Source organism: Mucilaginibacter robiniae (genome assembly GCF_012849215.1).
GTDB classification, from domain to species: Bacteria; Bacteroidota; Bacteroidia; order Sphingobacteriales; family Sphingobacteriaceae; genus Mucilaginibacter; species Mucilaginibacter robiniae.
The window spans coordinates 187,630-208,847 of the sequence record NZ_CP051682.1 but is presented as its reverse complement, the minus strand read 5'-3'; the positions used below and the strand labels follow the sequence as shown (position 1 = coordinate 208,847).

The 21,218-nt window shown below is 37.5% G+C and carries 29 protein-coding genes; 16 read left to right on the top strand and 13 right to left on the bottom strand.

What is annotated here, in order from left to right; translation table 11 throughout:
• Positions 1–149: 149 nt before the first annotated feature.
• The 4 genes from HH214_RS00980 (at position 150) to HH214_RS00965 (ending at position 2,713) form a co-directional block, all read left to right on the top strand.
• Positions 150–614, top strand: a complete 465-nt coding sequence (locus tag HH214_RS00980) for a BLUF domain-containing protein (RefSeq protein WP_169605563.1) — start codon at positions 150–152, stop codon at positions 612–614.
• Positions 615–755: 141 nt separating this feature from the next.
• Entirely contained in the window at positions 756–1,580 is an 825-nt protein-coding gene (locus HH214_RS00975) for an MOSC domain-containing protein (RefSeq protein WP_169605562.1), read from the top strand.
• Positions 1,581–1,656: 76 nt separating this feature from the next.
• A complete protein-coding gene (locus HH214_RS00970) occupies positions 1,657–1,899 on the top strand; it encodes a hypothetical protein (protein WP_169605561.1) in 243 nt (80 codons plus the stop codon).
• A gap of 196 nt (positions 1,900–2,095) precedes the next feature.
• Positions 2,096–2,713, top strand: coding sequence for a GAF domain-containing protein (locus tag HH214_RS00965; RefSeq protein ID WP_169605560.1), 618 nt, complete (start codon positions 2,096–2,098; stop codon positions 2,711–2,713).
• A 187-nt stretch (positions 2,714–2,900) separates the two neighbouring features.
• On the opposite strand, the gene HH214_RS00960 is transcribed toward HH214_RS00965, so the two are convergent.
• Positions 2,901–3,953: a spore photoproduct lyase family protein gene (locus HH214_RS00960; RefSeq protein WP_169605559.1), complete on the bottom strand. Its 1,053-nt coding sequence runs from the start codon at positions 3,951–3,953 to the stop codon at positions 2,901–2,903.
• A gap of 137 nt (positions 3,954–4,090) precedes the next feature.
• Here HH214_RS00960 and HH214_RS00955 point away from each other — a divergent pair, with 137 nt between their 5' ends.
• Positions 4,091–4,540, top strand: a complete 450-nt coding sequence (locus HH214_RS00955; RefSeq protein ID WP_169605558.1) for a hypothetical protein — start codon at positions 4,091–4,093, stop codon at positions 4,538–4,540.
• Between the two features lie 2 nt (positions 4,541–4,542).
• On the opposite strand, the gene HH214_RS00950 is transcribed toward HH214_RS00955, so the two are convergent.
• From HH214_RS00950 to HH214_RS00940, 3 genes are read right to left on the bottom strand one after another with little or no spacing between them, the layout of a single operon-like run.
• Complete coding sequence (locus HH214_RS00950; protein WP_169605557.1) at positions 4,543–4,902, bottom strand: hypothetical protein; 360 nt, start codon at positions 4,900–4,902, stop codon at positions 4,543–4,545.
• Between the two features lie 32 nt (positions 4,903–4,934).
• Positions 4,935–5,357, bottom strand: a complete 423-nt coding sequence (locus HH214_RS00945; protein ID WP_169605556.1) for a response regulator — start codon at positions 5,355–5,357, stop codon at positions 4,935–4,937.
• Positions 5,357–7,591 carry an ATP-binding protein gene (locus tag HH214_RS00940; protein WP_169605555.1) on the bottom strand — a complete coding sequence of 745 codons (2,235 nt, stop codon included), beginning with the start codon at positions 7,589–7,591 and terminating at the stop codon, positions 5,357–5,359. The genes HH214_RS00945 and HH214_RS00940 overlap by 1 nt, the downstream gene beginning before the upstream one ends.
• 239 nt (positions 7,592–7,830) lie before the next feature.
• Between HH214_RS00940 and HH214_RS00935 the strand changes: the two genes are divergently transcribed.
• From HH214_RS00935 to HH214_RS00925, 3 genes are all read left to right on the top strand, one after another.
• Positions 7,831–9,699 carry a PAS domain-containing sensor histidine kinase gene (locus HH214_RS00935; protein ID WP_169605554.1) on the top strand — a complete coding sequence of 623 codons (1,869 nt, stop codon included), beginning with the start codon at positions 7,831–7,833 and terminating at the stop codon, positions 9,697–9,699.
• A gap of 112 nt (positions 9,700–9,811) precedes the next feature.
• A complete protein-coding gene (locus HH214_RS00930; protein WP_169605553.1) occupies positions 9,812–10,165 on the top strand; it encodes a YtxH domain-containing protein in 354 nt (117 codons plus the stop codon).
• A 126-nt stretch (positions 10,166–10,291) separates the two neighbouring features.
• Positions 10,292–11,410, top strand: coding sequence for a TlpA disulfide reductase family protein (locus HH214_RS00925; RefSeq protein ID WP_169605552.1), 1,119 nt, complete (start codon positions 10,292–10,294; stop codon positions 11,408–11,410).
• Between the two features lie 72 nt (positions 11,411–11,482).
• Here the strand turns inward: HH214_RS00925 and HH214_RS00920 are convergent, their stop codons facing one another.
• Positions 11,483–11,761 (bottom strand): hypothetical protein, encoded by a 279-nt coding sequence (locus HH214_RS00920; protein WP_169605551.1) that lies wholly within the window; start codon positions 11,759–11,761, stop codon positions 11,483–11,485.
• A gap of 98 nt (positions 11,762–11,859) precedes the next feature.
• Between HH214_RS00920 and HH214_RS00915 the strand changes: the two genes are divergently transcribed.
• Entirely contained in the window at positions 11,860–12,036 is a 177-nt protein-coding gene (locus HH214_RS00915) for a hypothetical protein (RefSeq protein WP_169605550.1), read from the top strand.
• A gap of 45 nt (positions 12,037–12,081) precedes the next feature.
• On the opposite strand, the gene HH214_RS00910 is transcribed toward HH214_RS00915, so the two are convergent.
• From HH214_RS00910 to HH214_RS00885, 6 genes are all read right to left on the bottom strand, one after another.
• Positions 12,082–12,462 carry an RNA recognition motif domain-containing protein gene (locus HH214_RS00910; protein WP_169605549.1) on the bottom strand — a complete coding sequence of 127 codons (381 nt, stop codon included), beginning with the start codon at positions 12,460–12,462 and terminating at the stop codon, positions 12,082–12,084.
• A gap of 278 nt (positions 12,463–12,740) precedes the next feature.
• Complete coding sequence (locus HH214_RS00905; protein WP_169605548.1) at positions 12,741–12,980, bottom strand: hypothetical protein; 240 nt, start codon at positions 12,978–12,980, stop codon at positions 12,741–12,743.
• 267 nt (positions 12,981–13,247) lie between these two features.
• Positions 13,248–13,559 (bottom strand): hypothetical protein, encoded by a 312-nt coding sequence (locus HH214_RS00900; RefSeq protein WP_169605547.1) that lies wholly within the window; start codon positions 13,557–13,559, stop codon positions 13,248–13,250.
• A 44-nt stretch (positions 13,560–13,603) separates the two neighbouring features.
• Positions 13,604–14,098 (bottom strand): ankyrin repeat domain-containing protein, encoded by a 495-nt coding sequence (locus HH214_RS00895; protein ID WP_169605546.1) that lies wholly within the window; start codon positions 14,096–14,098, stop codon positions 13,604–13,606.
• A gap of 192 nt (positions 14,099–14,290) precedes the next feature.
• Entirely contained in the window at positions 14,291–15,397 is a 1,107-nt protein-coding gene (locus HH214_RS00890; protein WP_169605545.1) for an NADH:flavin oxidoreductase, read from the bottom strand.
• A 20-nt stretch (positions 15,398–15,417) separates the two neighbouring features.
• Positions 15,418–15,717 (bottom strand): ArsR/SmtB family transcription factor, encoded by a 300-nt coding sequence (locus HH214_RS00885; RefSeq protein WP_169605544.1) that lies wholly within the window; start codon positions 15,715–15,717, stop codon positions 15,418–15,420.
• A 212-nt stretch (positions 15,718–15,929) separates the two neighbouring features.
• Here HH214_RS00885 and HH214_RS00880 point away from each other — a divergent pair, with 212 nt between their 5' ends.
• Entirely contained in the window at positions 15,930–16,310 is a 381-nt protein-coding gene (locus tag HH214_RS00880) for a hypothetical protein (protein WP_169605543.1), read from the top strand.
• Positions 16,311–16,315: 5 nt separating this feature from the next.
• Positions 16,316–16,765 carry an SH3 domain-containing protein gene (locus tag HH214_RS00875; protein WP_169605542.1) on the top strand — a complete coding sequence of 150 codons (450 nt, stop codon included), beginning with the start codon at positions 16,316–16,318 and terminating at the stop codon, positions 16,763–16,765.
• A gap of 143 nt (positions 16,766–16,908) precedes the next feature.
• Here the strand turns inward: HH214_RS00875 and HH214_RS00870 are convergent, their stop codons facing one another.
• The gene (locus HH214_RS00870) at positions 16,909–17,154 is read right to left on the bottom strand and encodes a hypothetical protein (protein WP_169605541.1); all 246 of its coding nucleotides are present in this window, start codon (positions 17,152–17,154) and stop codon (positions 16,909–16,911) included.
• Positions 17,155–17,548: 394 nt separating this feature from the next.
• Between HH214_RS00870 and HH214_RS00865 the strand changes: the two genes are divergently transcribed.
• The 3 genes from HH214_RS00865 to HH214_RS00855 all read left to right on the top strand — a co-directional run bounded on the left by HH214_RS00865 (position 17,549) and on the right by HH214_RS00855 (position 19,627).
• The gene (locus tag HH214_RS00865; RefSeq protein WP_169605540.1) at positions 17,549–17,806 is read left to right on the top strand and encodes a hypothetical protein; all 258 of its coding nucleotides are present in this window, start codon (positions 17,549–17,551) and stop codon (positions 17,804–17,806) included.
• 324 nt (positions 17,807–18,130) lie between these two features.
• A complete protein-coding gene (locus tag HH214_RS00860; protein WP_169605539.1) occupies positions 18,131–18,811 on the top strand; it encodes a porin family protein in 681 nt (226 codons plus the stop codon).
• Between the two features lie 243 nt (positions 18,812–19,054).
• Entirely contained in the window at positions 19,055–19,627 is a 573-nt protein-coding gene (locus tag HH214_RS00855) for an NUDIX hydrolase (RefSeq protein WP_169605538.1), read from the top strand.
• A gap of 19 nt (positions 19,628–19,646) precedes the next feature.
• On the opposite strand, the gene HH214_RS00850 is transcribed toward HH214_RS00855, so the two are convergent.
• Positions 19,647–20,336 carry a pseudouridine synthase gene (locus tag HH214_RS00850; protein WP_169605537.1) on the bottom strand — a complete coding sequence of 230 codons (690 nt, stop codon included), beginning with the start codon at positions 20,334–20,336 and terminating at the stop codon, positions 19,647–19,649.
• Positions 20,337–20,460: 124 nt separating this feature from the next.
• Between HH214_RS00850 and HH214_RS00845 the strand changes: the two genes are divergently transcribed.
• Together HH214_RS00845 and HH214_RS00840 are read left to right on the top strand one after the other, a co-directional pair.
• A complete protein-coding gene (locus HH214_RS00845) occupies positions 20,461–20,775 on the top strand; it encodes a hypothetical protein (protein ID WP_169605536.1) in 315 nt (104 codons plus the stop codon).
• Positions 20,776–20,777: 2 nt separating this feature from the next.
• Positions 20,778–21,164, top strand: coding sequence for a hypothetical protein (locus HH214_RS00840; protein WP_169605535.1), 387 nt, complete (start codon positions 20,778–20,780; stop codon positions 21,162–21,164).
• The last annotated feature ends 54 nt before the right edge of the window (positions 21,165–21,218 follow it).

The following is a 21,218-nucleotide window of genomic DNA, read 5'->3' as shown; positions in this document are numbered from 1 at the left end:
GTGGTGTAAATACTTGATTTTGTTAATAAGTATTACATAAATATAGAGTATTATGCATATCAAATTAATTATTTTGGTAAAAATTTATAGACATATTACGGGTCTTGTATGTATGTGCTAATATTGCATAAACCTATTCCATATTGATAATGCCTTTTTATTTAATATACACCAGCAAAGCAGCTAAGTTAATGCAAGAGTCGGATTTGCTCAACATATTGTTAGAGTCTAGAAAGAGTAACCTGGAGCATGATCTTACGGGAATGCTGCTTTATATTGAAGGGCAATTTTCATCACAGCAAAGTGGGCGTTTTATACAAGTACTGGAAGGAGAGAAGGCTGATGTAATAAAAATATACGAAAAAATAGCGCAAGACTCACGGCACTACAATGTAATATTGTTGAATGAGTCAGAAATTGATAAAAGAAATTTCACAACGTGGTCAATGGGATTTGAATCATTAACATTAGATAAATTTAAGCAAATATCAGGTTACTTTGAATTGAATGATAATTTTTTGAAAAAAATCAACGTCCAAAAATTCAATATGCCGCTTACCATGTTAAAATCTTTTTACGAGTTGCATTTAGAGGCTAAAGCAAACAAAGAGTAGTAAGCGTTAGTGTAAATAATTTTATTAAACCTTTTACTGATTACATAAAATAATTATGGCCTTGCAGTTCATCAAAAACACGTTGAGTGCTTAAGTAGGTAAAACCTGTATCTTTATACCTTAACTTTATTATTGTGTGTCGTGTTTCAAATTAGTCAGCTTTATATTTATCCTGTAAAATCGTTAGGTGGAATATCAGTTACCGAAGCACAGGTAACTAGTCGGGGCTTACAGCATGACCGTCGGTGGATGTTGGTAGATGAACATAACCAATTTCTATCTCAACGTACCTTGCCCCAGCTTGCTTTATTCAAGCTAAACTTCGTAGTTAATGGTTTACAGGTTACCTATGCAGATGATTGCTCAATTGTTATACCTTTTCAACCTACTACCACAGAGTACATTGAAGTAACAATCTGGAACGACCAATGTAAGGCTCAACTGGTAAGTACTGCTATTAGCAAGTGGTTTACTGGAAAATTAGGTTACACTTGTAAGCTGGTTTATATGCCTGATGAAACCCACAGGGGGATTGATCTGCGCTATGCCTCACCGGATGATATTACCTCTTTTGCAGATGAATACCAGCTATTACTAATTAGCCAGAACTCGCTTGATGATTTAAATAGCCGTTTAAACGAAGCGGTACCCATGAACCGTTTTCGTCCTAATATGGTGATTACAGCGCTCGAACCTTATTGGGAAGACCAATTGGAGCATTTCACCATAGGTTCCATAAGCTTTTATGGAGTGAAGCTGTGTGCCCGTTGCACCATGATAGGAGTAAACCAGCAAAATGCAATAGCTGGAGTGGAGCCGCTAAAAATATTATCTACTTATCGTAAGAGGAATAACAAGATTTATTTTGGGCAGAATTTATTGCATGCCGGAGAAGGAATTATACAAGTTGGGCAAGAAATTAAGGTTGTTAGCTTAAAGCAGGTAGCAAGTTTTGCATCTGTGTAGTTAGATTATTATTGGTAGTTGCTTAAAAATCTAGGGGCTGGCAGAACCATGTGCTTGTTTTTTAGTTTAAGTTTATATGGCAAATACATTTGAAATAGATATTCCCATGAAAGATCATCCCATGGCTGTTGTTGTGAAAAGCCGTGATGATGAAAGTACAGCAGTGGTTTATGACTTGTTTTATTGTGACCAACTATGTGGTTGCATTTTTAAAAACGAGCATAGCATTTGGATTTATGAGCCGCATCAACATGCCGGCTTGTTATTAGGTCCCGAACAAATACAACATTTGGGTAAAGAAATTGATGCACAGGCTTGATTGCTAAACTCCCTGTTTCATGTAGTTGGTTTAAATGCGTTTGCTATGAGGTATTTCTTGTTACTCTTTCTTGATAGTATCTTCTGTTTTTCAGATAGTTTAGACATTTTCCCGTTGGGTACCTTTGTGCATTCAAATATGCTTGACATTCGGAAATACTTTATTATATTAGTAGTAGATTGATACGCTATAGTTGATGAACTATAAACTAATGATGAGCAGTGAAATTGAACGTCTGAAAGCAGTGGAACGTTTTAAGCAATTAGATGCTGGCTTAAAACGTGATCTGGATGAAATAACTAACCTGGTTGCACTAATTTGTGAAAAATCAATCGCAGTTATTAGTTTGATAGATGATAATATACAATGGTTTAAATCTATTGTAGGTATGGGTGAAATGGAATGCGGAGATAGAGAGTTGTCATTCTGTAACCATACCATACGAAACGATGGTTTGCTAATTATAACTGATGCTACACAAGATAGCAGGTTTGCACAATTGCCTGTGGTAATTAATGAGCCTTACGTGCGTTTTTATGCAGGCACACAGCTGAAAACTTTTGATGGTTACGTGGTTGGAACATTATGTGTACTGGATTCAAAGCCTGGCTCATTAACTAACACACAAATCACGTCTATAAAGGTACTGGCCAAACAGGTGTCTAACTTACTTGAACTAAATTGGAGCTTGCAAACTTTGATGCATCAGCATGAACAGGAGCAAACTAAAAAACAGTTAATTGAGAATTCAGCAGCTATGTTTAAAGCTATATCTAACAATTCAGATAACAAAAATGCTGATTCGTTACATTAATATATGTTGTGATTTAAACAAGTTATAACTTTTGACAAACACTTCTAATTACTCTAATCATATATAGTGGTTGCATATATAAACAAAAGCAGCACGTTTTAAACGTGCTGCTTTTGTTTATATATCTGGTTAAATCATAGCGAGCTAAGTTCTTTGTGCCTGTGTAAAACCAACGACTAAGCACACACTAAAAAATATACCGTATGCCACACCAAGGTATTTCTTCAGTAAGTATATTAATGAAGGTATTTATCATTTTGGCCTTAATGTTATGCTCGTAACGGATATTAATGCCTCCAAAGCTGCTTTGTTTAATTTCTTGCAATTCCGGCAACCATAACAACTCTTCAGCCTGAGGGTTAATTTCTAAATTAGCTAAGTGCTGCCACTCGTTATGAGTTAAAAAGATAACTTCACAATCCATTTGTTTCTTCACGTCTGGGTTAACGGAAGCGTTTAGCTGCTGAAACAACTCACGATAATCTTCTTCCCAGTCGCGCTCCACACCACGTACACGATCATAAACTATAACAGGAGAGAAGTTGACATGTACATCATAGCCAGCCTCATAAAAATCATTAATGGCTTGCAAGCGCTTTTCAACACTATCCGTACGTACATCAACCAAGCGGCTAACTGCAGCAGGCATTAAACTAAAGCGGATACGCACTTTGCGTTGCGGATCAAAGTTAAGCATGTTCCGGTTAACAAATTTGGTAGCAAAAGTAGCTTTAGCACGAGGGTGACTTTTGTAAAACTGGAAAACGTCAGCTATACTATTTGATATGTCATAATCGATTGAGATATCTGAGTTGCAACCAATATCATAAGTATAATAGTACGGGTCGGTTTGATTGGGTACACGTGGCCAGGGCTGAGCCATTACATGCTTATCAACCGTGGCTAAAATTTCATCTACATTGGTAAATACCGTGATAGGGTTAAGTTTTTTGTGACGATCAACGTAACAGTAAGCACAACCACCATAACAACCATTTGCCAGGCTCGGTGAAATAAAATCTGAGCTGCGTCCGCTAAACTTAACTTCTTTAGTCTTAAGTTTACCTAATACCAAAATATCTGATTTGGCTTTGTAATGCGGCATATCAATTTCAGGCAAACGGTTATGCTGCTTTATTTGCATCATGCTGGCATCAGGATATTGTGCAGTAATAACTTCTGCTCGTTCGTTCAAGGCATCAGGAGTAAATAGTATCTGTTTCGGATTAAACTCAGGCATCAAATAAGATTTGTTTGTGTAGTTTATGAGCTTAATAACCGTGCCATAGCCCAAGTTTGGCAGTATTTTAATGTAATGTATTCATCATAATATATACCTTTAAAACCTTGTTGTTTATAGCTTGTTACCAGGATATTATGCCTACCGAAAATCAGCCTGCATCAACGTTATACGTAGTAACTATACAGCAGTTACAAACTCAGGATATGGCCATTGGTGGCCGCTTATTATGGTTGATTAATGCACAGGCATTTTTGTTCGGTATATATTCAGCTTCGGTAGTATTTATGGCACCAACGCCGGATATGAAAACCTTGCAGAGGGAATTAGGCATGGCAATGCCATTGATAGGATTATCTATAGCCGTATTTACGCTGCTGGATATTATAAGCAGCATCGCACAAATGAATAGGCTAACTAAAAATTACAGGCAAAGTAATAATGGACACGACCAGGAGTTTGAGTTTCCATTAGTAAGCGGAACTTACTATGATCGTTTGCTCAGGCGGGTTTCGCCAATTATAAGTACGCTGATATTTATTAGTGTATGGTCATACCTTATTATGTATGACCATCACTGGTTATAAAATTATTGAGCTTTAATTTGATCAGGGCTAGTGATGATAATTTCAGGTTTACCTTTATAATCTATTACAGTGCCGGTAATTGTAACTTGTTTATTTTTAAAGGCTTCTTCTGGTGGAGTGCTGAATTTTTTTCGGTCATCACCTTTAATCAGTAAGGTTAGAAGTTCGTTAGGGTGAGTGCCGCCTATATCCAGTAAGGTAATGTTAGAATTACTCAAAAATTTGCCACCAAAAACTTTATCGGTTATGGTTACTTGCTCATTGATGTGTTTGGCTGCATCTTTAGCGGTGATAGCTGTTTGGCTAAAGACTTTTGAAGTTCCCAATAGCATAAATAAGCCGAAAATTACTTTCTTTTTCATACGGTATGTTATGATTATAATAACTAAAACTTTTAAGCAGAATACGTGCTGGTGGTATTCAACCAAAACTCATGTATAGACGAAAGGCACTTAACTAGGTTTAAATAACCTAGCGGTTTAGTTACATAAGCATTAGCCCCGAACTCTAACGATGTACGTACATCTGCCGGATTATCAGAAGTTGAAAATATAACTACCGGAACATAGCGTAAGGGCTGTGTTTCTTTAACTCGTTTCAATATATCTAATCCTGACAATCCCGGTAAGTTTAAATCAAGCAGAATGAGCTTAGGTATTGTTTTGCTTTCTGCCAGTTTGTTTAAGGTTTGTAAAGCTTGGTTGCCGTCGTCAATACTTTTTAGTATGGTTTTGTTGTCTATCTGTACTATAGCACGCTCCACAACATTAATAAAATCATCATTATCTTCAATATACAAAATATCAGGTGCTACCATTACTCATATTTATTAAAAGCCACGTAAAATGTTGTTCCTTTTCCTAATTCACTTTCAACCCAGATACGGCCATTGTGTTTCTCAATAATACGTTTCACAATAGCCAAACCTACACCTGTACCTTCATAGTCACGCACATTGTCCATGCGTTTAAATAGGTCGAATATCCGGTTATAATAATTTAAATCAATACCTATGCCATTGTCACTGATGGTATAGGTAATTTGAGCTGAAGTTTCACTTCCCATTACCTGCACTATTGATGGCTTAGAACGGCTGGAATATTTTATGGCATTGTTAAGCAAATTGGCAAATACCTGCCTTAACATAGTAGGGTCTCCGTAAAGATCAGGAGTTGGGCCAATGGTTAACTGCAGGTTTTCAGGCTTTAATGCTACAACTAGCTCACTTTCCAAATCATGTATCAAACTACCCATATCAATTCGGGTATGGGAAATTTCTAAACGCCCAATGCGCGAATAGTTTAACACTTCTTTAATCAGGAAGTTTAGCCGATCAGCACCGCCAATTATTTTACTCAGAATTTTGCGGGCGTCGTCATCTAAACTGGTATTAACTTCCAGCAAAAGTTCTGAATAGTTTTTAATGGTTGACAAAGGCGTACGCAAGTCGTGTGATACTGTAAAACTGAAGGTATCCAGCTCTTCGTAAGCCTGCTTCAATTTTTCGTTCAGTATGCGTATTTCATTAGCTTGCCGGTTAATGGCATATACCATTTCTTCTCGCAAACGTAGCACATAAGCAATCTCTTCCCGCTGCCAGCGTTGCGATGTGTATCTTACAGTTTCCGTCCAAACATCAAATGATTTACGTGGACTTAAATTAGCAAATCCGTTATCGTCTACTTCAACGGGTTTTTCCGGGTTGCCTGCCCACTTTACGGTACTTACTTGTTCCGGCTTAAACCACAACATCAGCTCGCCCATTTCTTTAGATAGAGTACAAGCCAGCAAGCCGCTTGCTATATTGCTATAGGTTTTGGCTGGAAAATAAACTATCGGAAGATTGTTTGTGTAATACACGCGGTCTTCCATGTGGTTTTTCAACCATTCCAGCAGTTGTTCTAATTCTTCGGTATCTGGTGTTTGCCCTAGAGTGGTAATTTGATTTTCAAAAACAATAGCTGCACCCGTAGCATCTACTATCTGTAGCAGTGTTGTTGAGTGGCTGGTTACTGCATCAACAATATTATCACTTTTACGAAGCAAATCATTAAGTGCTTCGTATGCAGTTTTAAAGTTGTCTGTTTTGGTCGATGTTTCTTCAACCTGTTTAAACTCCAGTGCCGAAGAAATAATTTGTCCTACTAACTTTGATGCTTCACGTGCTTTAAAGTTAATAAAGCGTGGCGTATAGTTATGGCAAGCAATTAAACCCCATAGCTCATCCTGATGCATCAATGAAATACTGAAGCTGGAAGCTACTCCCATATTTTTAAGGTATTGAATATGGATAGGCGAAACAGCCCGAAGTGATGACCAGGTTAAATCGAGCGGTTTAGGTGTTTGATTATCCGGAGCTAAGGTTAAGATAGGCGAAGCTTCGGCATTTACATCCGTGATAATACGAGTTAAGTTAAGCTTGTAAAGTTCACGTGCTTGTTTTGGTATGTCAGTAGCTGGATAATGCAAACCTAAAAAAGGTTCCAGATCATCATTCTTAACTTCGGCTATTACATGACCATGGCCATCTTCCAAAAACTTGTAAATCATGATACGATCATAACCAATCAGGTTTTTGATCTGTAGGGCGGCGTTATCCAGTAAATATTTGAGTTGTTTGCCTGCCAGCATTTCTGTAACCGATTTGCCTATAATTTTTTGAATGTCCAGTTCAGCAGCACCTGTAGCAGGTTCAAACTCCAGCAAGTAATACTCACCCGATTTAGATAGGATTAAATTATATTGCCCATTATCAGTATTAATCAAATAAGGATTTAAGTTGTCAAAGCTTTTAGCATGGCGCCCCAGGTTTAATATTTGGTTTAAAAAGCCGGGCACCTCATCATGCAAAAGCACAGATTCTAAATAGGGCAAATCTTTGTTAAGCAACTGACGGGCATCAACAGATAAAAAGTAAGCAACATTTTCACTAATGTAGCAAATTGTACCAGCACTGTTTACAGCTACTAAAAAGCCGTGCGCCTGTATTCTACCTGGAATATGTATAGGTTCACGGTCACAATTAGTAAGATCAACTTTAAAATCTGTCATCAGTATGTGTTATTAGAGTATCGGATTACGGGTCAGACAAAAGGCTGCGAAATTTACTTCATTTAATTGAATTGTTGCAAATTATTGGTAAGCAGCTTAGCGTTATTTTTATTAAAAAAAGGTATACATAGGCTGTTTCGCTGATACCAAATAAATGTAACACACAATATTCTAGTGAATTGGAGATTATAGTTGATATTGTGTAATTAAATAGTGACTTTAGTTTTAACATCTATTATATGCTGCCAGAAACAGATAATGCTGGTTCATCAACCGGTAGTTTTTATCAGACTGATAATCAGTTGAAACATTTGTTTATGCAAATGCCGGGGCCCGTTGTTCTTTTACGATGGCGCGAAGGTGTTTGCGAGCTTTTTAATCCCGTGTTCCACAAGCTTTGGTCAGGTCGGGATCTGCTAAATAAACCTATGCGTGAGATATGGCCGGAATTGGATGGGAGAGGCTGGTTTGAAACTGTAGAGCATGTTTATGATACTGGCGAAACTGCTTATATGCATGATTTTGCCGTACTGTCTAACTGGCATAATGGCTTGATTAAAGAAACGTTTTTTGACTTTGTATATTCACCATATTACAACCAACAGGGGCATATTGATGGCGTGGTAATTACCGGATTGGATGTTACAACTAAAGTTGCCTCTCGTAAACAGCTTGTTGATCATCAACAGTTACTTACCGATATGACTGATGCGGCAGATGCGGCCTTATGGATGGTAGATGCTAAAGGTAATATTACATTTGTAAACCAGACTTGGGTTGATTGGACAGGGCAACCTAAAGAAGCTCATTTTGGCCGTGGTTGGGTTGAATTTGTGATGCCGGAAGATCGTGAGCATGTAATCATGCGTTATATACGTGATGGTAACTCGAAAAAAAAATTTGAGATTGATTTCAGAGTACTTCGTAATGATGGTAAAACCCAATGGGTAGCAGCCAGCGGTAAACCCCGGTATTTAGCAAACGGCAATTTTGCAGGCTATGTAGGATCGTGTATGGATATTACAGAGCGCAAGAATGCAGAGCAGTTAATAAAGGATAGTGAGGAACGTTTCCGAAATATTGCCGATTCTGCTCCGGTACTTATCTGGATGACGGATACTGAAAAAGAAACTACTTTTCTGAACAAAAGCTGGCTACAATTTACAGACACTCATCATTTACCTTTTGATAGCGGCTATTTACAAAGTGATTTACTGCATCCGCAAGATGTGAATGGGGTAGCTGAACGCTACAATAAGGCTTTTGATACCCGTGAAGAATTCTATATTGAATACCGCATGAAAAGCAACAGTGGCGCCTACAGGTGGATTGGGATGAAAGGGGTACCACATATTTCGCCTGATGGAGCATTTGCTGGTTTTATTGGCTCGGGTATGGATATCACCGAGATGAAAGAACATGAGCAGATAAAAAATGATTTTATTGGCATGGCTAGCCATGAGCTTAAAACTCCTATAACTTCTATCAAAGCTTATGTACAATTGCTACTTAATATTTATAAAGATGCCAATGATGATGATTTTTTGAAAAAATCGCTTAATACAGTTAACAAGCAGATCAGCAAGCTTACGCGTTTAATTTCAGATTTATTGGATGTTTCTAAAATGGAAAGTGGTCAGTTAAGCTTGAATACTGAACCTGTAAAGTTAAATGATTTGCTGAAGGAAACTGTTGAAGAGGTGCAGCATACGGCTACTCACCACGATATTGTTTACCAGCATGAAGGCGTTTGTACCGTGTTGGCTGATCGTGACCGAATAGCACAGGTGATTACCAATTTCCTGACTAATGCCATTAAATACTCTCCAGAAAATGATCGAGTAGATGTTAAATTATCTATAAAGTATAATGAAGCTTTGGTTGCTGTGCAAGATTATGGTATTGGCATCAATCCTATTGATCAGAATAAAATATTTAATCGTTTTTATAGAGTAGAAGGCCGTAATGAACAAACCTTTTCAGGCTTTGGTATCGGGTTATATGTAGCTGCTGAAATTATTAAGCGCCATAATGGTAAATTTTGGGTAGAAAGTGAAAAAGGAAAAGGGTCTGTTTTCTACTTTTCTATTCCATTAATAACACCATAGGTATAATAAAAACTACTTTCTAATAGGTTTATTTACGTTTTTGTAAAAATTAATTAAACCATAAGTTTTAAATGTTGTTATAAAAGAAATCATCTACTTAAAAGAATTGAACATGAAAGATCAAACTAAAGTTATCGCAGCATTATTAGTAGGCGCTGCAGCAGGTGCTGCAATTGGTTTATTATTAGCACCAGAAAGTGGCTCAGAACTACGTGAAGACATTGCTGATTACGTGAATGACTTAATTGAAAAAACCAAAGATAAAGCGCAGATTACTGCTGATGATCTGAAAGAATACAGCACATCATTGGTTGATAAAGCTAAAACTAAATTAAATGGTGTAGTAAGTAGCGCAAACGAGTACAAAGAAGATGCTGAAGATGCAGCTTCTGATGTTTACGGCGCTGCAAAATCAAAAGTAAAAGGTACTGCAAGCGAAGTGAATGATTCTATTCAAGGCGCATAAGTAAAACTTTATTTAAAAAGCCCTGCTTACAATAAGTAAGCAGGGCTTTTTACGTTTTATGGGATGTTATTGTGAAGTAGTTACAAATTAGTATATTTAAAGTATTCATCCTAAACCACAAATGCTATGAAACCGAAATGGTTATTTGCAACAGCTACTATAAGCCTACTATCAACTGCTTTCGTTTATAAAACTATTCAGAACAAAGAACCACTATCTTATAAAAAAGGTTTCCAGATTATAGGTGAAATAAAAGGCTACCCTGACGGAACCAAGATTTATTTGCATGATTCAGAAACTGAAAGTAACTTAGATTCAGCCATATTAAAGAAAGGTAAGTTCCTGATAAAAGGTACTTTAAAGGTTAAGGCTAAGCCTTTTTTTTTGCTGTTACCAAATAGCCAGGATTATAGTTACTTATGGATTGAAAATACAGTTATACATTACAGTGCCACAAAGGGAAAGTTTAAACAGGCCATAGTTAAAGGATCATTTACGCAACTTACCCAAAATAAGCTTAATAAGGTGATTATGCCTGTAAGAGCTAAGCAGTTTAGTCTTAAGCAACTTATTGGCAAAGATACATCTTCAACTTACACGCAACATTTAAGACGACAACTTAATGCTTCAATAGATCAGGAGATGTTAATTGAGCAACAATTTATTAGGGATAACGGCAACTCATTGGTGAGTGGTAATGATTTAAATATTTATAAAGAAGAATGGGGTAAACAAAAAGTAAAGCAACTATATAGTTATTTGAGTCCGGCAATAAAGCAGTCCGACTATGGCAAAAGCATAAAAAATTATATCAACTATAATCGGGATATTAAGATAGGAGATAAATACGTTGATTTTAAGTTAAATACATTACAAGGTAAGGCTACTAGCTTATCTAGCTTAAATAATAAAGTTATTTATTTAGAGTTTTGGGCATCTAATTGTGGCCCATGCCGGATGGCTAATCCACAGCTAATCAAAGTTTATCAGCAGTATCAAAGCAAAGGATTCGAGATTTTGGGAGTATCTTTAGATGCTAATTACAGTAATTGGAAACAGGCGGTTAATGATGATAAACTACCATGGACAAATGTGGTAGATTTAAAAGCCTTTAATAGCAAAGTAGCTAGTATTTACGGTATCTATGCTATACCCAACAGTTTTCTGATTGACAAAACTGGAACAATTATAGAACATAATTTAGAGCCAGCAGCGTTGCGCAAGAAGTTAGATGAGCTGCTGTAATACTATGTACTAGTCTAAAACGTCATAAAAAAAGCTCCTTGATTTTCAAGGAGCTTTTTTTATGACGTTTAATTACCATCTGCGGTAAACCATACGTGGGCGGTAGAAGTGCCTTGCATAATAAGCATGTCGGTAATAAACCGGAGCGGCAGGGCGTGCATAATATCCGTACTCATTGTAAACTACTGGTGCAGGAGGTGCTACAATAACCGGTTGCGGACGATAGTAGTGTGGATGATAGTAATATGGTGTGCCAAAATTTAAACCTACGTGTACGCCTACTTGTGCTTTGGCTGAGTTGATAGTAAATAATGCAACTACTAATACTGCTAAAAATGTTATACGTTTCATAGTCATTTATAATTTAGTTGGTTGAATGCGGTTAAGCATCATACTTTTAATATCTGACTATAGCCTTATTTGAAAGTTTAACCGTAAATTAAATATAAATGTATGAAAAGTTGAATTTTGTAGATAGTACTGGAATAGGTTGGGGAACGTTATTGTATGCCAACAATTTAAGCTCAACCGAGCTTTTCCTGAAAAAGATTGAGCATAAGAGTAGCTCAGCTGCTGTAAGTAGCAGCTTGAATATGTTGGAACTAGAAGAGATACTCAAAAAATAAACGCCGACTAAATTTAGTCGGCGTTTATATAATTATAATTTGCGATTAGCTCCAACGGCCACCGCCTCTGTTGTTATCTTTTTGATAGCCACCGTTGCCACCGCCACGGTTGCCACCACCGTAGCTACCGCCACCACGGTTGCCACCGCCAAAACCACCACGGCTGCCACCGCCACCGCTAGGTTTTCTGTCTTCAGCCTGGCTTACAGCAATTGCTCGGCCGCTTACTTCAGCACCGTTAAGGCCAGCAATGGCTTTCTGAGCAGCTTCGCTGTCAGGCATTTCAACAAAACCAAAACCTTTGCTTCTGCCGGTTTCACGGTCAATAATTAGCTTTACTGAGTTTACCTCTCCGTATGCTTCAAAGAGTTCTTTCAAATCTGCTTCCTCTAAGCGATAGGGAAGGCTTCCTACAAAAATGTTCATTTAATTAAAATATTACAGGTTAAGCATGCTTACTTAACAACGCAATTAACGGAAAAAAATTGAATTTTTCAAAATATTATTTAATAGTTTTTTTTAATTATTTGCTTCTAATTAAAGGTTGTTATTTGAGAGTTAAGTAGATGTTGCCATGTGTAGCGTTAAGGCCTTTATATTATTAAAATGTACTCTTGGATTCTTACTAAATAATAAAAGCTGTACCCTATTGTAGGATACAGCTTTTATTATTTAGTAAGTTATACTTTAATCAGATACAACGTTTAGTAACGACGGTGATAAAAACGATGTCTGTCCATCATACGATGACGGTAAAAGGCACGTCTGCGATATACACGACGACGATAGACGCGATGACCGTAACCTGGGCGCCAGTGTTGTTGCGGGCTGATAGCAGTAGTATTAACTGAATGACTAACTGAAGTAGTTTTAGCTTCGGCGTCAGCAAAGCTCAATGTCATGGCTGTAAATAACAGCAAAGCGAACGTTTTAAGGATCTTCATGGTATTTGTATTTAATACTTAAACTTAACTCAGACCTTAAGGTTTATTCGGGATGTGAAAAATTGTATATAGCTATTTCAAAAGCTATATAAAGTATGTACTAAATTAGACTAGTTGTTAGCTATATCAGTTGTATATAACGGAAAGAGCCGGTACGAACAACACAACGTACCGGCTCAATATTATACTTATGAAAACATTTGAACGCTGTAAAGATAGAAATTATTACTCCTATAAGTTGTTTAACTTAGAAGAAAGCAAAATTATTTACACTCTGTTTGAAACATCCAGCTTATGACCTTCTAAAGCATAAAACTTTTCCGCTGAAAAACCATTTAAAACTGGCTCTAGTATTAGAGCCGTTTCCCTACTGTTAGTTTCTCCATATTCAATGGTTTCAACAGCGTCAACTACATATGCAACAAGATTATCTAAGTGGTTAAGCCTGATAATATTTCCTGCTTCAACCCGACCTTCAATTATATGGCCAGCTAGTATATAACCGATGCCCACAATGCTCATAGCCTTGCTCACCTTGAATCGACCATTTATAGCAGCATTATTCAATTGGTGGTGCATGCAAACAGGTCTTTAAAAATTATAATCAGGAAAGCTATACTATTTTACTCTTCTTCCAGGAGCTCAGGGGCTAATAATTTCAAACCTTCAATATTTTCCTGAATGCGGGCATAATCAATCGGACTTTTACCAAAACGGTCGCGTAAGTTTTTGTTAGCACCGTGTTCCAATAATAGTTTAATTAATGGTGTATGGCCGAAGGTTGCTGCAAAAGTTAAAGCAGTAGCACCATTACCATTCGGTAAATCAACTGTAGCACCATGTTCTAGTAGTAACTGGCCAACTTCGGTGTAGCCTTTGAAGCAAACGCCCATCAAGGCCGTATTACCCATACCATCCTGCAAGTCTGTATCTGCACCAGACACTAATATAACCTTTACAGCGTCAGCATTATTATAATAGGCTGCAACAATCAGTGGGGTAGAGCCTCGGCTATCTGTAGCATTAATATCAGCGCCGGTTAAAGCTTCTTTTAATTTTTCAGCCTTATTAGAACGGGCTAATTCAAAAATATCGGGTGATGTGGGTTGCGTACTCATGATATTAGGTTAACAATAAACGTTTAAAATGTTTGCGCAAAGTAGGGCTTTTTGCTGGCTTAGCTTGATTGATATTGTTGATGTAATATAGATAAAACTTACATTTACAGATATTTATACACCTAATAAGATAAAAAAGTAAGCCCTAAAGCATAGCTTTAGGGCTTATGTAGTATAATAAACTTGATACAATTAATCAATTATTAACTGCGCTAAAGCTTCTTTGCTGAATCCTTTCAACTCATTGGTGCGTTGTTCGCGTATTTTTTGTACCCAGAATGGGTCTGATAATAGTGGACGGCCAACAGCAACTAAATCAAAATCGCCACGATCCATACGGCGTACCAGTTCATCTAAAGAACTTGGTTGAGAGCTTTCACCGGCAAAAGCGCCAAAGAAATCACCACTTAAACCAACTGAACCCACAGTGATAGTAGCTTTACCACTTACTTTTTTAGCCCAACCTGCAAAGTTCAAGTCCGAACCTTCAAATTCAGGTTCCCAGAAGCGGCGTTGTGAGCAATGAAAAATATCTATACCGGCTTCAGCCATAGGGTTAATCCAAGCTTCAAGTTCTTGAGGTGTATGGGCTATTTTAGTATCATAAGCTGAAGGCTTGAATTGTGATAGGCGAATAATCACGGCAAAATCATCACCAACTTGTTTACGCACTTCTTTAATTACCTCCAAGGCAAAACGGCTGCGCTCTGGCAAGTTTTTACCGCCGTAAATATCTGTACGCTCGTTGGTGCCTTCCCAGAAAAACTGATCAATTAAATAACCATGTGCACCATGTATTTCAACGCAATCAAAACCCAGGCGCTTAGCATCGGCAGCAGCACGGCCAAATGCAGCAATAGTATCGGCAATATCGCTTTCAGTCATGGTTTTGCCGTTGTTATTATCTGGGCGATTGGTACCTGATGGACCTTCAAACGGTTCAGCTGGTGTCCATCCTGAAGCGTGGTTGTCCATAATACCCATATGCCAAATTTGCGGTCCCATAGCACCACCGGCGCTATGTACATTATTAATTACGTTCTGCCAACCGGCTAGAGCTTGGTTGCCATAAAAGTGCGGAACATCTTTATCATTAGATGAAGATGGCCGGTCAATCACTGTGCCTTCTGATAAAATTAAACCAACTTCGCCTTCAGCTCTTTTGCGGTAATAGGCGGCTACTTCAGGCGTAGGCACACCATCTGGCGAAAAAGACCGTGTCATAGGTGCCATAACCAAACGGTTCTTTATATTTAATGATTTCAGTTGAAAGGGACTGAATAAGCTATTTGTATTCATAATTATAGAGTTAAGTGTTTCTAAATTTTAGATTGAATCAATTGGCTCAGCAAAGCAAAGTTTTCTTCGTTGCGTTGATAATAGGTCCATTGTCCTACACGAGTAGCTTTAACCAATCCTGCACGCTGTAGGGTAGCCAAGTATTCAGATACAGTAGATTGCGTTAAACCAGCTTTAGCTTGTATCTGACCTACACAAACACCAGCATCAAAGCCTTTCTCGGCTTGTTCAGGAAAGTTAAGCTGCGGATCTTTAAGCCACAGTAATATTTGCAATCGGGTTTTGTTCGATAGCGCTTTGAAAATTTCTACCTGATCCATGCTACAAATGTATATCGGAATTTTTCGATATGCCTATGTCGCTTACAGAGATGACATTAACTTGATTATAAGATAAGGCGCTTTCTGAAATAAGGGAAGGTGTTCATTTTCTGATTGTGAACACTCGTGAACGTGATTAACGTAGATAAACACTGTGAATAGTTGCTGAAACAAGGTCCGCAGTTTAATGTTAAAACATAAATTCAAATACTATGAAAACATTACATCGATGCTTATTCCTGTTCTTTATGGTAGGGGCAGCGCTTACCTCATGTGGTAAAAAATCACCTGAAAAACTGGTGAATACCTGGCAGGTAACTAAAATTGATACTAAAATCAAACTGCCGGAATCAACTAAAAATGCAATGATGGCTGATGCTAAAATGATATTTACCAAAGATGGGCACTATAATACTACCGGAGGTATTGGTGCTGATGAGGGTACATATACTATGGATAAAGATGGTAAAACACTATCTACCGTATCGGCTGCTGGTAAAGGGAGTACGGTTTATACCATTGATGACTTAAGTGATGAGCAATTAAAATTAACTAACCAAGGCAATACAGTGACCTGTATGGCTGTAAAATAAAAAACATGGGCTTATTTGATGCAGTAAATAAAGCTGTTGCCGATCAGCAGCAACACAACGATTACGAAACCTTACTTAAAAATGCAGGTATTACAGTACAAAACTTTAAGGCCGATTTAACCAATGGCGTACTTACGTTGTTTGGCACTGTGTCTGATACCACAACTGGCGATAAGGCTGTAGCAGCACTAAAAAACCAACCTGGAGTTACCAGTATGGTAAACTTGTTGGAGATAGAAGATTTAACGGCTAAAAATATATTTATGCTGGTAAATACAGCCAATTCGAATTTGAATGTACGCCGCGGACCAGGTACAGAGTATGATGTTGTAGGTAAAGCGGCTCATCATTCTAAAGTGCAACTGCTGAAACGTATGTATAACAATTGGTATTACATTAAAACAGATAATGGTATAGAGGGCTTCTGCGCAGCAAATTTTTTACAGAACTTATAATCTAAATTTTCTGATAAAGGGGCGTATAACTATTTGTTATACGCCCCTTTTGTATTGTAGATATGTCACTAATTGTCTGTAGATTGCTGCTTTTAAGTCTTATATTAGTTCACGTATATTAACTACTTTAAATGCTCGTTTACTTACTTAGATTTTGTAGGTAAACGCGGTCCAGGGTATGGTGTTAAAGGTTTATCCTGGTATTTATGCATCAGCATTATTCCTACTGCTATAATCCAGATAAGTACCAATACGTTCCGGATATAGTGCATCCATTTCCTACTGTCATATACCTGCTGGCGACCATAATAAACAGCTAGCTGGTTGAATACGATAATAAGTACGGGTATGCCGAAAACCAGATATTTAATGTAAAGCTTAATCTCCATAATATTTCTATTTACCGGCTGAGCCGTTATAGATTTAATTACAATAAGGTTTTAATCAGCAAAGTGTTTGCGGTTTGTTAGTTGTATAATGATACATTAAGGAAATAACAGTGTGTTTGTAAGTGGCAGTTGGCTGTAGGCATTAGCTTTAATAGTTAGAATATAAACCAAGACTAAAAAAGATTAGGCTTGTACAATATTTGTGAAACAAATACGTTATTGACCCAAGCAGCTTCGTAAAGTTTACGTATTTCAAAGATTGTTACGTAGCTTGGATATATTTTGTAAGTAATAACAAGATTATTATTCTGCCTGTTTGCCCCTTTATTCAAGCTTAACAGTACCCGATTTAGTTAAAATATTCTATTTTAATAACTATTGTTAAATACCAAACATGGAGACTTTAAAAGCACAAGTAGTTGAGCAGTTGAAGAAAGATTGTACTTTCGATGGAAGTATATCTTCTTACATGAACCAAATTATGATTCGAATTCCTGATGCTGATTTTGATGGTAAGGTCAAAGAAATTAAACAAGAAGTACAAGATGTGGTAAGCCATACTTTTGATCATCGGGGTGAAAACCTGTCAGTTGTAATTCAATGTGATGACATCGAAAAGGAAGTAGCTTTTACTATTTGGAAAACCAACTAATATTTTGCTTAGTTAAATCCTTTGGCTGATATTAGATACAAGTTATTCGTTAATATACAAATAGTTGTGAGGTATATCTAAAGTTTTATAAAGTATTATATTGAGATTTGTTTTACGAATGGGTTGCAATAATAAGATAACCTATCTTATTATTGCAACCCATTTTTTGTAAATTATGTGTAATGCTTAGTATTTATTGTAGACAAACCGAAGTTGATTATATAACCGTAATATACCTACTACGTTATTGATTTACATGTAACCAGTGATGAAGTTTTATTCCTAAAAATACTATTTTAGCGGCTTCAAATTTTATCACAGTATATGATCAATAAAAAACTTGTCGCAGTTACCTGCGCTTTGTTGGGCACACTTGCTACAAAAGCCCAAACACAAAAAGGTAATCAGCTCTTGGGAGGATTTTTGGGTTTAACAACTTCAAAAGGTACCAATAGCAATTCTATGATTGGACCCAACTCTATTTATGATTATACTACCGATTATCGGAGCAATCAATTTTCTATAGGTCCTAACTACAGTTACTTTATAGCTGATAATTTAGATTTGGGTGCTAGTGTTGGCTATAATCATGTAAAAACTAAATACACGAACACAGGCTATAACTTTGTCAATACACCGATTGAAAATACAGCGCATGCTATTTCTGGATCAATTTATTTGAGAAAATATTTGATGTTTGAACAAAAAATAGGCTTTAGAGCCGGGCCTTTTGTGCAATATCAATATAGTAAAAGCAGCGATAGTTATAATAATCAGGTTAATGATACTGGTGCACAAACAAATAAGTCTGTTGATGCAGGTATAGGCCTGGATTTTGTTTACTTTCCAACCAAAAGATTCGGATTGGCTACTACGCTGGGTTCATTAGCTTATAGTCATACCGATCAGAAACAATCACTCCAACACCAAAAGTCAGATTCATTTGGCTTGAACTTGGCCACGAGTGGCTTAACCGTTTCACTATTTTATTCTTTTGGCAAATAAGGTAATGCAAAGGAATAAAAAAGGCCGGTTTGTAAACCGGCCTTTTTTACTGCTGTTAATCTGTGCCGCAAGTTGCTAATAGTATGCAAAATTTATTGAATGCATTAGGCCACTGTGTAAGCTATAGAAAACGCTTCCCAATTAAATAGTCAGTTGGTGCATTTATATGTTGTATAAAATGCATTATACTAACGCTAACCCACAATAAACCTGTTATCAAAGATTTGTTTACATTAGCTGCCTATGAATACAGCACCTATTAAAAAGTGGATTGTTCTGGAAGAACAGGATGTATCACCAAGCCCGTGGTTTCCATTACTATTGCATAAAGTGCAGCTGGCTAATGGGCAGATTGTTGATGATTATTACTTTGCGCCTTTAGGAGATGTAGTAATGGTACTGGCAGTAACACCCGACAACCAGGTTGTTTTGGTGAAACAATATAAGCATGGCTTAGGTGAAATTTTGATTGAACTACCTGGTGGTATGAAACAGAAAGGCAGGACGTTAGTTGAATCAGCATTGAACGAACTAGAGGAGGAGACCGGCATTAAAACGACAGCCGACAAACTAATATCCCTTGGCAAAATATCTAATAACCCTACTAAAACCCGGCAAATAACATATGGATATATCGTGTTTGATGCTGAGTTTAATTCCGTGCAAAAGCCAGATGAAACTGAAGCCATAGAAGTGCTGACTATGCCTGCCCCTGAAGTATTGCAGCAGGTAAAAGATGGTGGTATTTACGTTACCGATTCCATGAACTTTATCTTTAAAGCGGCTGCTTTGTACCCTGAGGTATTTGGTTGCTAAGTATTACTCAAAAAAAATGTCAGTCAGGTTGAGTCCAGCCCATTAGGTCCATCATGCGCCTGAACTCAGGTTGTACACTGGCTCTGATCATTACCTGCTGATCTGTTACCGGATGCTGAAAGTTAAGCTCTACGGCATGTAGAAGCATAGTATTCATCTGCCAGGTTTCGGTAAACAATTTGTTCTGCTTGTTGCAGCCATGTGTCCGGTCGCCAATAATGGGATGGAAGATATGGCTGAAATGCTTTCTTAACTGATGCATGCGCCCAGTAGCTGGTTGGGCTTCAACCCACGAATAACGGGAGGTGGTATGCTGCCCAAAAGCCACCGGTAGTTCAGCATGGGCTAACATAGTGTAGGCGGTAAACGCTTCTTGTATGGCACCGTTTTCCTTACGTAGTGGATAGTCGATTTCACCTGAAGTGGGTGTGTGGCCGCGTAGTACAGCCCAATACTTTTTATTAACCAAATTGGCAGCGAATTGTTGCTGCATGGCTATCTCATTAGATTTATCCAATGCGAAAAGTAATACACCGCCTGTTTTTCGATCAAGCCGATGTGCAGGATAAACATGGCGGTTTAATTGATCGCGTAGTAATTGCAGGGCAAAATCTTCAGCATCAGCCGCAATAGATGAGCGATGTACTAGTAGGCCATGCGGCTTGTTGATGGCTACCAAGTAGTCATCCTGAAAAACAATTTCTAACATGTAAATATAAGTGAGTGCTAATTTAACCTTTTCATACGTTAGAAAGCAACTGTGCTTTTCGTGGAGTTTAATGGGGTACAAAAGCCTGATTTATGTAGTATATTTGAGTTAGGGAACGTGATGTATGAGCAAGGTTAGCGAAATAAAATGTCCGCATTGCAAAGAATGGACCTTGTGGAGAGGAGGTGTAGATGATCGCTGTTTGTACTGTGGCGGCTACATTGATCCTCAGCGTTTCTCACGTGAAATAGAAAAGAAGATCAGGGCAGAGGTGGTGGAAGAAAAGGATATCTTTTTCATAAAACCGAATGATGGATGGCTCAGGCGTAAAACTAAGCAGTTTCTGAATGCCATGCGCTGGTATGTATATTATTTCCAGATTGTATTTTTTGTTTTTGTCAGTTTGCTGCTGGTTCTGATTAGTTTATTAGCCACTTGAATTTGAAAACGCTACAGAATCCATGGTTTATAGCAGGCTGTTTAGTGTGGGCAGTAATTATCCCAGCCCGCAAATTGAACTATCCTGTTCCATTTTTAAATGGTTACTTGGATGATGCAGTCGCTGTGCCTGTTATCGCTAATTTAAGTTTGTGGTTTAAACGTACAGTTATGATTAAAAGTAATTATTATGTGCTGTTGCCTGGCCACGTTATCTTTATAGTAATTTATCTCAGTGTGTTGTTCGAATGGCTGCTGCCACACTATTCAGCAACGTACACGGCTGATTATTGGGATGTATTGCTCTATATACTTGGCGGTTTATTCTTTTATGCAGTGATGAACAAGCCGGTTATGGAAGTTAGAAACGTTCGTCGTATCGACTTGTAAATGTACGGTCATGCTATACTACTATAGCATGACCGTATGTCATTACCAAAAGTT